11 protein-coding genes and 1 tRNA gene are annotated in these 12,623 nt (G+C 65.5%); 6 read left to right on the top strand and 6 right to left on the bottom strand.

The genetic code is table 11. The features are described 5' to 3' along the window. Positions 1-2 precede the first annotated feature (2 nt). From KBY81_RS04435 to KBY81_RS04425, 3 genes are read left to right on the top strand one after another with little or no spacing between them, the layout of a single operon-like run. The gene (locus tag KBY81_RS04435) at positions 3-1,298 is read left to right on the top strand and encodes a glycosyltransferase family 4 protein (protein WP_254975753.1); all 1,296 of its coding nucleotides are present in this window, start codon (positions 3-5) and stop codon (positions 1,296-1,298) included. Then, positions 1,298-2,200 carry a hypothetical protein gene (locus KBY81_RS04430; protein ID WP_254975752.1) on the top strand — a complete coding sequence of 301 codons (903 nt, stop codon included), beginning with the start codon at positions 1,298-1,300 and terminating at the stop codon, positions 2,198-2,200. Before KBY81_RS04435 ends, KBY81_RS04430 begins: the two co-directional genes overlap by 1 nt. Next, positions 2,197-3,015 carry a glycosyltransferase gene (locus KBY81_RS04425; RefSeq protein ID WP_254975751.1) on the top strand — a complete coding sequence of 273 codons (819 nt, stop codon included), beginning with the start codon at positions 2,197-2,199 and terminating at the stop codon, positions 3,013-3,015. Before KBY81_RS04430 ends, KBY81_RS04425 begins: the two co-directional genes overlap by 4 nt. Positions 3,016-3,061: 46 nt before the next feature. On the opposite strand, the gene KBY81_RS16595 is transcribed toward KBY81_RS04425, so the two are convergent. From KBY81_RS16595 to KBY81_RS04410, 3 genes are all read right to left on the bottom strand, one after another. Next, positions 3,062-3,862 (bottom strand): methyltransferase domain-containing protein, encoded by an 801-nt coding sequence (locus tag KBY81_RS16595; protein ID WP_254975750.1) that lies wholly within the window; start codon positions 3,860-3,862, stop codon positions 3,062-3,064. 158 nt (positions 3,863-4,020) lie between these two features. Then, entirely contained in the window at positions 4,021-5,121 is a 1,101-nt protein-coding gene (galE, locus tag KBY81_RS04415; RefSeq protein WP_254975749.1) for a UDP-glucose 4-epimerase GalE, read from the bottom strand. Positions 5,122-5,179: 58 nt separating this feature from the next. Then, positions 5,180-6,568 (bottom strand): exopolysaccharide biosynthesis polyprenyl glycosylphosphotransferase, encoded by a 1,389-nt coding sequence (locus tag KBY81_RS04410; RefSeq protein WP_254975748.1) that lies wholly within the window; start codon positions 6,566-6,568, stop codon positions 5,180-5,182. A gap of 142 nt (positions 6,569-6,710) precedes the next feature. Here KBY81_RS04410 and KBY81_RS04405 point away from each other — a divergent pair. Further along, positions 6,711-6,782, top strand: a tRNA-Gly gene (locus tag KBY81_RS04405). Here the strand turns inward: KBY81_RS04405 and KBY81_RS04400 are convergent. Further along, positions 6,774-7,250 (bottom strand): GNAT family N-acetyltransferase, encoded by a 477-nt coding sequence (locus KBY81_RS04400; RefSeq protein WP_254975747.1) that lies wholly within the window; start codon positions 7,248-7,250, stop codon positions 6,774-6,776. The genes KBY81_RS04405 and KBY81_RS04400 overlap by 9 nt on opposite strands. Positions 7,251-7,415: 165 nt before the next feature. Here KBY81_RS04400 and secA point away from each other — a divergent pair, with 165 nt between their 5' ends. After that, on the top strand, positions 7,416-10,250 hold the full coding sequence (secA, locus tag KBY81_RS04395; protein ID WP_254971806.1) for a preprotein translocase subunit SecA: 2,835 nt from the start codon (positions 7,416-7,418) through the stop codon (positions 10,248-10,250). On the opposite strand, the gene cysE is transcribed toward secA, so the two are convergent. Next, on the bottom strand, positions 10,240-11,004 hold the full coding sequence (gene cysE, locus KBY81_RS04390) for a serine O-acetyltransferase (protein WP_106222022.1): 765 nt from the start codon (positions 11,002-11,004) through the stop codon (positions 10,240-10,242). The two genes, secA and cysE, sit on opposite strands and share 11 nt — an antisense overlap. A gap of 12 nt (positions 11,005-11,016) precedes the next feature. Then, positions 11,017-12,006, bottom strand: a complete 990-nt coding sequence (locus tag KBY81_RS04385; protein WP_015109798.1) for a GntR family transcriptional regulator — start codon at positions 12,004-12,006, stop codon at positions 11,017-11,019. 104 nt (positions 12,007-12,110) lie between these two features. Here KBY81_RS04385 and KBY81_RS04380 point away from each other — a divergent pair. Further along, a partial coding sequence (locus KBY81_RS04380) for a dienelactone hydrolase family protein (RefSeq protein WP_396103657.1) occupies positions 12,111-12,623 on the top strand: 513 nt, incomplete at its 3' end.

Here is a 12,623-nt window from a genome sequence, read left to right as displayed (position 1 = left end):
CCATGAAGATCCTCCATACGGTCGAGTCCTACCTTCCAGCCCGGCATGGCATGTCTGAGGTGGTACGCCAGATCTCAGAACGCCTCGTGCAGCGAGGTCATCACGTCACGGTTGCCACAAGCAACGACCAACGGCGGCAAACCAGTCAGATTGAGGGCGTTGATGTCCGGTCCTTTGATGTCTATGGCAAGAGCGCAATAGGAATCTGGGGAGATGCTTCTGGCTACCAGAAATTTCTTCTCGACTTTAATCCAGATGTCATTGTGAACTTTGCGGCCCAACAATGGGCTACCGACCTTACCCTGCCGCTGCTCTCCAGGCTGAAAGCCCGCAAGGTGTTCGTGCCAACGGGCTTCTCTGCGCTCGCCGATCCGATTTTTCGAAACTATTTCTCCGCAATGGGAGAGTGGATGCGCAGCTATGACGCCTGTGTCTTTCTTTCCGACTCCTACCGAGATGTCGACTTCGCTCGCACGGCCGGTGTTGAATCGATTGCCATCATTCCGAATGGAGCAGCGGCCGAAGAATTTGATCGCTCCAAAGATGCTGCATTGCGTGACCGTCTTGGAATTCCGATCGACCACCATCTGATCTTGCATGTGTCTGGCTATCTTTCATTGGCAAAGGGCCAGGCCGAAGCGGTAGAGATCTTCTCCCGCTCTCGCTTAAGGAAAGCAACGCTTTTGCTCGTCTGTCCTGACTTCGACCGACCAGCCTTATCATTTGTCAAGCCGATTCATATCCTCAAATCTCTCTACTACATCGCCTGCGGCAAAAGTCTGCGTGGCGTTGTCTTTCCCCTTTGGTTTCAATTCTTGCGCCGATTGCGGCGGAGGCGCAACAGAGCCCAAGACCGCCAAATCAAGTGTGTTTCCCTCTCGCGTGAGGACACAATCAGTGCCTTCCTCGAGGCCGACCTGCTGCTGTTCCCCTCCTGGATCGAGTGTTCCCCCCTGGTGCTGTTCGAAGCCGCCGCGTCCCACACGCCCTTCCTGGTCACACCGGTGGGCAATGCAGCGGAGATCATTGCCTGGACCGGGGGGGGCGAGCTGTTGCCCGGTGAGCGCAGTGACGACCGGGAAGGCAGCGTGCGAGCCGATGTGCCCGCCGGGACCCAGCGGCTGGAGGCCCTGTTGGCCGACGCCCCCGCCCGCACCAGGATGGCCGCCTCCGCCCACCGGGCCTGGCAGGCCCACTTCACCTGGGAGCGCATCGCCGACCAGTACGAACGGCTGTACCGCTGCCTTCTGGAGGGGGAGGCGATCACCGATCAGTTCCCGGCTCCGCCCCAGCTCTGATGCGCACCCTCACCCTGATCTTTTCCAAGGATCGGCCCCTCCAGTTGCAGGCGACCCTGGCGTCGTTCGCCCTGCATTGCCGTGAGGCGGCGCAGACGCCGGTCACGGTGCTCTACCGGACCAGCTCAGAGGCGTTTGCCCAGGGTTACGCCCAGCTGCAGCAGGAGTTCCAGGGTCGACTGATGATCGACTGGGTGGAGGAGCGCTCCTTTCGCCACGACCTGCTGGCCTGCCTGCGGCAACCCCCCGCCGCCTCCCGCTGGCGCCGGATCCTGGATCGGCTGCGGCTGCGCTCCTGGCGTCCGCGCTGTGAGCAGCTGCTGTTCCTCGTCGATGACAACATTTTCGTGCGGCCCTTTTCGCTGCGATCGATCGTGGAGGCCCTGGAGCAGCAGCCCTCCGTCATCGGCTTCTCCCTGCGCGTCGGCCGCAATACCACGCGCTGCTATTCGATGAACTGTGCCCAGCCGCTGCCGGATTTCCAGCAGGTGGCTTCGGGTCTGCGCTTCCGCTGGGTGGGCCAGACCGGCGACTTCGGCTACCCGGTCGAGGTGTCCAGTTCCGTCTACCGCCTCGCCGATCTGATCGGCCTGCTGCGGACGCTCCCCTATACCAACCCCAACCGCCTGGAGCAGGTGCTCTCCTCTTCCAGTTCCCTCTTCGCCCTGGGCAAGCCTGACCTGCTCTGCTTCGAGCAGTCGGTGGCCTTCTGCGCACCCATCAACAAGGTGCAGACGATCCTCGACAACCGGGCCGGCGCCTCCGATGACTACTCCAGCGAGGCCCTGCTCGAACGCTTCCTCGCGGGGCAGCGGGTGGATGTGGCGGCCCTGAAGGATTTCGTTCCCCGGGCCGCCCACGAGGAGATCGAGCTTCCCCTGCAGTCCGCTTCGGCGTTGTGACCGCGCCCATCGCGACCCTGCTCTGCATGAAGGGGGACACCCCGGTGGCCCTGGCCCTGCGGGCCATCCGCAGCACGGCCGCCAGCCTGGCCGCCGGCGATCTCCTCTACCTGCGGGTGGATGGAGGGGCCCTCAGCGATCCAGAGCTGTTCCGTGCCGCCGCCGCCCCGGCCCGGCTGGTGCTTCGGGAGGTGGCCGAGGGACGGGGGCTGGCCCACGGCCTCAACCAGCTGGTGGAGGAGGTGCTGCGCGATCCCGGCATTGCTCTGATCGCCCGGATGGATGCCGACGACGAATCCCTTCCCGGAAGGATGGAGCGCCAGCGCCGGTTCCTGGCGGAGCATCGGGAGGTCGACATCCTTGGCACCGCCTGCCATGAGGTCGATGAGCACGGCGCCTATCTGCAGCTCAAGCGCATGCCCCTCAGCCATCGGGCGATTGTGGCCACCCTGCCCCGCAGCAATCCCCTCAACCACCCCACGGTGATGCTGCGGCGCCGTGTCTTTGAATCCGGCCTCCGGTACCGGGAGGATGTGAAACGCACCGAGGACTATCACCTCTGGATCTCGGCGGCGGGATCAGGTTTCGTGTTCGCCAACCTGGCGGAACCGCTGCTGAACTTCCAGCGGGATTCCGGGTTCTTCGGGCGCCGTGGTGGCTGGCGGCAGGCCTGGGCCGACCTGCATGTGCGGATCCGGGCGATGCGGGAGCTGAACATGTTCAGTCCGCGTAATTGTCTTTGGGCCTTTTCCGCATTCCTGCTAAGGCTGCTTCCCGGTTGGGCTCAACGATGGCTCTATCTGCGTCTACGCTGATCAATCGGCCTGCCGAGGGGTTTGGGCTTTGCAAAACAATCATTTCTCAGGTCTTCTGTATGGAAACAGTAATCCAGTTTTGATTCTTTGATGTGCTGATCTCGAATCTTGCATTCTCCGGCAGCTTCTCGTCAATAAAGTGCTTTTCGTTTCTGTTCCAAACGGCAAATCTGCCATCGATCTCGCATAAATTCCATTGATGAAGACCGTTGTAATCTTCGGATACCGCTACATTGATGTGATGGCCTAAAAGCACTGTGCCAGATGGCTTTACCAGCGAAAACATCTGCTGGATTGCCGATACGGGATCATAGCAATGATCAAGGCAGTTGCTCGCATAGGCAAAATGAAAAGAATCGGGCCTATATGAATCCAATAAACTCTCCGCATCACATTGAATGACGGGAAATCTAGAGTTGATTCCAAAGTCCCTGAAAATGGCGGCGAAAGCATCTGCCAATGCATCAGTTGGTATGATTGTGATGACTTTATCCGCAACTCCTTTGCCGCCAAGGGATGCCATGGCACCAACGCCTACCTCTAGGCATAAGATATCCCTTTCCGGAAAATGTGAAATAAAAGCTGGAAATTGAAAGTCAAAATCGGAATCCAGTCTCTGTCGGTAAGAATCAGCCCAGTTCCAGCCATCTAGGGCCACAGATAAAGACCAAAACCGAAGTTCATCCACAAGCCCTTCCTGCCATTGCTTGTAGGCATCGGTTGCGATGTCTTTGGGTGGGGGGACGAACTCAATGGCGATTTGCTTGCAGCGGCGTTCTACAGCATGTTGGTACACGCTCTTTCTCTTGAATATCTTCCTTGCGAAGGCTTTCAGCTGCTGCCGCACGGCACTCCCTGATTCACTCTTTAACTCTACCATGAACCGACGTTTTCCCTTGGGCTTAGTTTCGTGTTTTCTCAGTTGTAGCCAGCCTTAGTGCCTTTCTGGAAGACTCGGTCTGTTGCTTTAGTTTTTGGTGCATGGTCAAGCATGGCTCGCAATCGTTAAGATGATGCATAGCCGTATTTGTTCTTCCTTCTCCACGCCCAGCCATCCCGGCAGATGTCCTCCAGATTGCGGGTGGTGGACCAACCCAGCAGCTGCTGCGCCGCGGTTGAATCGGCCACACTCTCCGCCACATCGCCTGGCCTGCGGGGCGCGAATTCGTAGGCCACAGGACAACCGTTGATCCGCTCGAAGGCCTCGATCATTTCGAGCACGGAGTGTCCCTGACCGCTGCCGAGATTCAGGGTGAGGATCTGTTCGTCCGTCGTCAGGAGCAGATCCAGGGCCTGCCTGTGGCCCTCGGCCAGATCCATCACATGGATGAAGTCACGGATGCCGGTGCCATCCGGTGTGGGCCAGTCGGAGCCGAAGATCTGCACGTGGGATCGGAGTCCCATGGCCACCTGGGTGATCAGGGGGAACAGGTTGGAGGGCACCCCGTTGGGGTCTTCGCCGATGCGTCCGCTGGGGTGTGCTCCCACGGGGTTGAAGTAGCGCAACCTGGCCATGCGCCAACCCGGTTCGCTGGCGGCCGTGTCGGCCAGCATCCGCTCCACCGCCGCCTTGGTCTGTCCGTAGGGATTCGCGGGCTGGACACAGGCGCTCTCAGGAATCGGCAGCTCCTTCGGGCAGCCGTAGAGCGCGGCGGTGCTGCTGAACACGATCGTCCGGCAGCCGTTGCGCCGCATCGCCTCGAGCAGGCAGCGGGTGCCTTCGACGTTCACGTGCCAGTAGCTCAGCGGCTCCTGGATCGAGTCACCCACGGCCTTGAGGCCGGCGAAATGCAGCACGGCCGCCACGTCCCCGCCGCCGCTGGCGCGGAACGCCCCATCGAGGGCCTCCGGGCTTCGGATGTCACCGTTGATGAAACGCAGCCGGCGATCACCCGTGGCGGTTTCCCAGGCCTGATGAACTCCGTCCTTATCAACAGTCTGCCGGCAGGGGCTGAGCTGGCAGATTTCTGCCACCCGGTGGAGCGCTTCGACGCTGCTGTTATGCAGGTTGTCGATGACAACCACGTCGTGGCCGGCACCGATCATCACCAGACAGGTGTGACTGCCAATGAAGCCAGCCCCTCCAGTGATCAGTACAGTCGCCAAGGACCATGACCAAGGGTTGGCAATTCTACGCGGTTACGGGCCGTCCATCCCGTGAGACTCAAGGAAGAGCCTTGAACCGGGCCATGGAACCCCGGGGGTGCACACCCGGCTGGGCGCCCCTGGCTCTGGCCAGCAGGCGAATCGTCTTGATCAGGATCAGTGTGTCAAGCATCAGGCTGGCATTGCGCAGGTAATAGAGGTCGTAGCTGAGTTTCATCCGGCTGTCCTCAATGCTGGCTCCGTAGGGATAGCAAACCTGTGCCCATCCGCTGAGGCCGGGCCGCACCCAGTGGCGGACCCGATAATGCTGGATCTGCTGCTCCAGGGTGGCTTCGATCTCGGGCCGTTCCGGCCTCGGGCCGATCAGGCTCATTTCCCCTTTGAGCACGGCAATCAGCTGGGGAAGTTCATCGATGCGCAGCCGCCTCAGCAGGGCCCCCACCCGCGTGATGCGGGGGTCGTTGCGGCTGGCCCAGCGGGCCCCCCGTGCCTCCGCCTCCTCGCACATGGTCCTCAGTTTCCAGACCTCGATGGCCTCTCCGTAGAGACCGGTCCGGACCTGGCGGTAGAGGATTCCCCCCCCGCCCTCGAGACGGATCGCCAGGGCGGAGACGAGCAGCACCGGGGCGGTGAGAATCAGCAGCAGGCTGGCGACGATCAGATCCCCCATGCGCTTGAGCCGCCATCCCCAGCGGTTGGGCTGCAGCTCGAAGCCGTCGGCCTGCAGCAGCCAGCGGCTCGAGAACAGCTCCGGCGGGACCCGCTGGAGGTGGTGCTCGGCCCAGATGACCAGACTGCAGACGCTGGCGCCCCGTTCCCGTCGCGCCAGCAGCCGCTGCAGCAGGGCATCGTTCAGTTCGGCCGCCTCGCTCACGGCGATGCCGTCAACCGCCACCAGGATGGTCTCGAAGGACGGCTCCAGGGCACGGCAGTCGCAGTAATGGAGATCCAGCAGGTTCTGGCCGCCGTCCCGTTCCAGTTCCCGCTGCACCACCGTCAGTTCGGCCGCCTCCCCCACCAGCAGCCAGGCCTGGCGCCGGCTCAGCAGCCGGGTGACCAGCAGCTGCGCCGTCCCTGACGCCAGCGTGACCGCTGCCAGCAGGGGAAGGACGAAATTGCGGAAGGTCCGTGGATCCTCCACCTTCAGGCCCCAGTTGAGACCCACCACGACGACCGCCAGCACCAGCAGGGCGACCACGGCGGTGGCGCCCAGCCGTCGCCGCTGGGAATCCCGCTGCCCCTGGTCGGGCTTGGAGTAGCGCCCCAGCAGGTAGGAGGTTCCCACCCAGAGCAGGGCCAGGCCCACGATCGAGCCGGTGATGCCCGCCCAGCGGTCGAACCGCTGCAGGAACAGGGTGTTGTAGGTCCCCAGCAGCAGCAGGGTGTCGAACAGGGCCAGCCCCAGCAGCAGCCGCCGCTGTCTCAGCCAGGGAGTCCGCCACCACATGCCTTGCCGCCTCCGCCTCCGCTCGACTTTATGGGCGCTGCCGGACCCGGTCCCGGCCGCCCCATTTGACCGAGGGGCACCCCATGGGGCATGCTCGATCAGCCGGCAACGCCCGGCGCGGAACCCGGCAGTGGCCGATCCTGCGGATGTAGCTCAGTGGTAGAGCATCTCCTTGCCAAGGAGAGGGTCGAGAGTTCGAATCTCTTCATCCGCTTGTCTTTTTCACGATCGTCTTCAGCATCAGCCGCTGGCTGTCCACCCGGCTGAAGCCCAGCTTCTCGTAGAAGCCCTCCCCCGTGGTGGTCATGAGGTAGACGCGCTCGGCCGCCGTCACCTGCGGGCTGGCCAGCAGCGCCTCGACGATCCGCCGGCCGACCCCCCGCCCCTGCTGGTCCTCGGCCACCACCACGTCCCAGAGAACGGCGCGGAACACCCCGTCGCTGGTGGCCCTCCCGAAGCCCACCAGGGTGCCCGCCTGCCAGGCGCTCACCACCACCTGGCTGCCGCTGAGCATCCGCCCCAGCTGGGCGGGCCGGCGGCCGGTGGCCCAGAAGCTGTGGCCATCGAGCAGGGCGCCGAGGGCCGCCAGCTGCCAGCGCAGGCGCAGGCGCAGCCGGCCGTGGCGGACCAGCCGGATCGGGGCGACGGAGGGGGTCTCGGGCCTGGGGGGGGCGCTGCTCAACGGACCGGGGTGGGACGCATCAGCTGCGAATCCTGCTCTGCGGCCGGCGCCGGGGTGCGGATCCCCGACGGCAGGGGCGCTGAAAACCCTTGCTGCAGCTCACTTCTTCGCCGCCGGTCACCATTTTGCGATGGTAGGGTAAGCAACTACGGACAGGCCCTTTCCATGCTCAAGCTGCTGCTGGGTGATCCCAATGCCCGCAAGCTGAAGCGTTACCAGCCGTTGGTGTCCGACATCAATCTGCTGGAGGAGGAGATCGAGCCCCTCAGCGATGAGGAGCTGCGGGGCCTGACGGCCGAGTTCCGCCAGAAGCTGGAGAAGCCCGAGACGGCGGCCCGGCGCAAGGCCCTGCTCGATGAGCTGCTGCCCCAGGCCTTCGCGGTGGTGCGGGAGGCGGGCAAGCGGGTGCTGGGCATGCGCCACTTCGACGTCCAGCTGATCGGCGGCATGGTGCTGCACAACGGCCAGATCGCCGAGATGAAGACCGGCGAGGGCAAGACCCTGGTGGCCACCCTGCCGGCCTACCTCAACGCCCTCACGGGGGCCGGGGTGCACGTGGTCACGGTGAACGACTACCTGGCCCGGCGTGACGCCGAGTGGATGGGCCAGATCCATCGCTTCCTTGGGCTGAGCGTCGGCCTGATCCAGCAGGACATGAGCCCGCCGGAGCGGCGCCGCAACTACGCCTGCGACATCACCTACGCCACCAACTCGGAGCTGGGCTTCGACTACCTGCGCGACAACATGGCGAGTGACATCGCCGAGGTGGTGCAGCGCGACTTCCACTACTGCATCATCGACGAGGTGGATTCGATCCTCGTGGACGAGGCCCGCACCCCCCTGATCATCTCCGGCCAGATCGAGCGGCCCCAGGAGAAGTACATGCAGGCGGCCCGGATCGCCGCCGAGCTGCTGCGGGCCGCCGAAATGGGCAAGGACGGCATCGATCCCGAGGGCGACTACGAGGTCGACGAGAAGCAGCGCAACGTCACCCTCACCGATGAGGGCTACCAGAAGGCCGAGCAGCTGCTCGGGGTCCAGGACCTCTTCAACCCCCAGGACCCCTGGGCCCACTTCATCAACAACGCCCTCAAGGCCAAGGAGCTGTTCGTCAAGGACGTCAACTACATCGTGCGGGGCTCCGATGCGGTGATCGTCGACGAGTTCACCGGCCGGGTGATGCCGGGGCGTCGCTGGAGCGATGGCCTGCACCAGGCGATCGAGGCGAAGGAGTCCCTGCCGATCCAGCCCGAGACCCAGACCCTGGCCAGCATCACCTACCAGAACTTCTTCCTGCTCTACCCCCGCCTCGCCGGCATGACCGGCACCGCCAAGACCGAGGAAGTGGAGTTCGAGAAGACCTACAAGCTGGAAGTGGCGGTGGTGCCCACCAACCGGGTCCGCTCCCGCTCCGACTGGCCCGATCAGGTCTACAAGACCGAGACGGCCAAATGGCAGGCCGTGGCCGCCGAGACCGCCCAGGTGCACAGGAGCGGCCGGCCGGTGCTGGTGGGCACCACCAGCGTCGAGAAGTCCGAGCTGCTTTCCACCCTGCTGCAGGAGCAGGCGATCCCCCACAACCTCCTCAACGCCAAGCCGGAAAACGTCGAGCGGGAGGCCGAGATCGTGGCCCAGGCGGGCCGGGCCGGTGCCGTCACCATCGCCACCAACATGGCCGGCCGGGGCACCGACATCATCCTGGGGGGCAACAGCGACTACATGGCCCGCCTCAAGCTGCGGGAAGTGCTGCTGCCCCGGCTGGTGCGCCCCGAGGAAGGCCATCGCCCGCCGGTGCCCCTGCAGCGCTCCACCGAGGCGCCGGCCGGCTTCGGCGGCGCCGTGGCCCCCAGCTCCCGTCCGGCCAGTGAGGCCCGCGCCATCGGCAACCTCTATCCCTGCAGTCTCTCCGAAGAAACGGAGAAGGCCCTCGCCGGCTTCTCCCGTGATCTGGTGGCGGCCTGGGGAGACCGCACCCTCACGGTGCTCGAACTCGAGGACCGCATCGCCCAGGCCGCCGAGAAGGCCCCCACCGACGACCCCCAGATCCAGCGGCTGCGGGAACTGATCGCCCAGGTGCGCGCCGAGTACGACGTGGTGGTGAAGCAGGAGGAGGCCCAGGTCCGCGCCGCCGGCGGCCTGCACGTGATCGGCACCGAACGCCACGAGTCGCGCCGGGTCGACAACCAGCTGCGGGGCCGGGCCGGCCGCCAGGGCGACCCCGGCAGCACCCGCTTCTTCCTGTCCCTGGAGGACAACCTGCTGCGCATCTTCGGCGGCGACCGGGTGGCGGGCCTGATGAACGCCTTCCGGGTGGAGGAGGACATGCCGATCGAATCGGGCATGCTCACCCGCTCCCTGGAGGGGGCCCAGAAGAAGGTGGAGACGTACTACTACGACATGCGCAAGCAGGTGTTCGAGTACGACGAGGTGATGAACAACCAGCGCAAGGCGGTATACACCGAGCGGCGCCGGGTGCTGGAGGGACGGGAGCTCAAGCAGCAGGTGATCGGCTACGGCGAGCGCACCATCGACGACATCGTCGAGGCCTACGTCAACCCGGATCTGCCGCCCGAGGAATGGGATCTCACCCGCCTGGTGGAGAAGGTCAAGGAGTTCATCTACCTGCTGGCGGATCTCTCCCCGGATCAGGTGAGCGGCCTGTCGATGGAGGAGCTCAAGGCCTTCCTGCAGGAGCAGATGCGCAATGCCTACGACATCAAGGAGGGGCAGATCGAGCAGATGCGGCCGGGCCTGATGCGGGAGGCGGAACGCTTCTTCATCCTGCAGCAGATCGACACCCTCTGGCGCGAGCACCTGCAGGCCATGGAGGCCCTGCGGGAATCGGTGGGGCTGCGGGGCTACGGCCAGAAGGATCCCCTGATCGAATACAAGAACGAGGGCTACGACATGTTCCTGGAGATGATGACCCAGATGCGGCGCAACGTGATCTACTCCATGTTCATGTTCCAGCCCCAGGTGCCCCAGGCGGTCACGGCCTGAGGGGCGTCTCCTCGTTGTTCGAGGTCTCCCCGAGGAACTCCAGGATCTCCCGGTCGCGCAGGTTCTGGGCCGTGCCGCTGCAGGGCTCCTTCAGGGGCCGGCCGGCGGCCACCTCCTGCAGGCAGGCCTGAAGCCGGTTGACGTCGTTCTCGAGGCTGTCGATCCGCTCCATCAGGTTGCGGATCACGGACGCCTCCGCATCCGGCAGGGCGGAGTGGGCCAGGGGATCGATGCGGGCCCCGGCCTGGTGGATCACCCGGCCGGGGATGCCCACCACGGTGCTGTCGGCCCCGACGTTGCGCAGCAGCACAGAGCCGGCGCCGATGCGGGTGTTGGTGCCCACGGTGATGGCCCCGAGCACCTTGGCCCCCGCCCCCACCACCACGTTGTCCATCAGGGTGGGGTGGCGCTTGCCGTGCTCCTTGCCCGTGCCCCCGAGGGTCACCCCCTGGTAGAGGAGGCAGTTGTCACCGATCACGCTGGTCTCGCCGATGACCACCCCCATGCCGTGGTCGATGAACACCCCGCGGCCGATCCGGGCCCCCGGGTGGATCTCCACGCCGGTGAGCAGGCGGCCCAGCTGGCTCAGCAGCCGGGGGATCAGGGGCAGGCCCATCCGCCAGAGGCGGTGGCTGACACGGTGCAGCTCAAGGGCGTGGAATCCCGGGTAGCAGAGCAGGATCTCCAGGGTGCCCCGGGCGGCCGGATCCCTCTGCCGGATGATGGCCAGGTCGGCCCGGAGTGCATCGAGCATGGATTCCCGCCGTCAGGCCGCCAGGAGGCCGATCTCCTTGCGCAGTTGGTCAATGGTGGCGCTGCCAAGGTAGCTCTGCGCACAGTGCACCATGGGCAGGCGCATCAGCTGGGCGCGGTTCTGGCGCAGGGTCTGCTCCACCAGGGGCAGGCTGGGCTTGTCGCAGATCACGTGGCTGGAGGCCCGCAGCAGGGCCAGCAGGCGGCTGCTGGTGTCGGGATTGGCCGTCATCACCAGCAGCTCGTTGCCCCGCATGCTGTGCAGGATCACCTCGGCGGCCCGCAGGATGCCGGGGCTGATGCTCACCAGGCCCACGCAGCTGCCGGGCCGCAGCTCCTTGAGCATGCCCAGCTCGTGGCCGAAGTCGTTGAGATCCACCGGCACCGCCCGCACGCCGTGCACCTTGGCGATCTGCTCCACCTCCTGAAGGAAGTAGCGGCTGGTGACCACCGTGCCCTTGCTGGAGGTCTCCAGCACCGATTCGAGCTCCTCGATCGGCACCACCTCGACGGGCACCTCCAGGCTGGGCTTGAGCTCCTCGGCGATCAGGATCGAGGCGCCGATGTCCTCCCTTGAGGTGCTGACCAGCACCCGGGCGCCGCAGCGCAGCCGCCAGTCGATCTCGCGGGTGAGCAGCTCCCGGGCCTGCTGCAGGGTGCAGCCGGCGTTGAGCAGGCCGTCGACGCTCTGGCGCACCTCCCGGTCGATGTCCGGCAGGGCCTTGCTGCGCAGCCCCGGCGGCGGCTTGATCTCGCGGGGGTTCTGCTGGTCGCGCACATAGATCCCCGAGCCGGCCATGGCCTCCACCACGCCGTCGGTCTCGAGCTGGCGGTAGACCTTGCTGATGGTGTTGCGGTGCAGGCCGGTCTGCATGGCCAGCTGGCGCGTGCTCGGTAGCCGGTGGCCCGGCGGGTAGTGCCGGGCGGCGATGGCGAAGCAGATCTGGTTGTACAGCTGGGTCGACGCCGGGATGTCGCTCTCCTGCTGAATGTGAAAACGCACGCCGGTGTGGCCAAGGTGTCCTTGGCCGCCACCCTAAGGAGCTTTGGGCCCCGTGACAATTCCCTCGTTGGCATACGACCATGTGCCGGTTGCCCTGTGCCGGTTTGTCCCCTTCCGCCTGCGTCGCCTCCTGGCAGACCCTTGACCCCCGGCGGCCGGAGCAGGTGCCGCTGCGCTGCTGGTGGGCCCGCCCCGCCGAGGGGCCGCCCCGGGCCGGTGTGCTGGTGCTGCCGGAGGTGTTCGGCCTCAATGGCTGGATCCGGGGCGTGGCGGAGCGGCTGGCGGCGGCGGGGTATGCGGCGCTGGCGGTGCCCCTGTTCGCCCGCACCGCCCCCGATCTGGAGCTGGGCTACGACCCCGATGCGCTGGCCCTCGGGCGCAGCCACAAGGAGCGCACCCGCACCGAAGCGCTGCTCGCCGACGTGGGCCTGGCCGCCGACTGGCTGCGGAGCCAGCTGCCCCCCGAGGCCGCGGGCGCGGGCCTGGGGTGCGTGGGCTTCTGCTTCGGCGGCCACGTCGCCCTGCTCGCGGCCAGCCTGCCGGCGGTGGCCGCCACGGGGGATTTCTACGGGGCCGGCGTGGCCTCGGGCCGTCCCGGCCGGGGGCCCCCCAGCCTG

This window comes from Cyanobium sp. Lug-B (assembly GCF_024345635.1).
Taxonomy (GTDB): Bacteria; Cyanobacteriota; Cyanobacteriia; order PCC-6307; family Cyanobiaceae; genus Cyanobium; species Cyanobium minutissimum.
The sequence above is the reverse complement of the archived record's forward strand: the minus strand, read 5'-3'. Positions and strand labels throughout refer to the sequence as shown.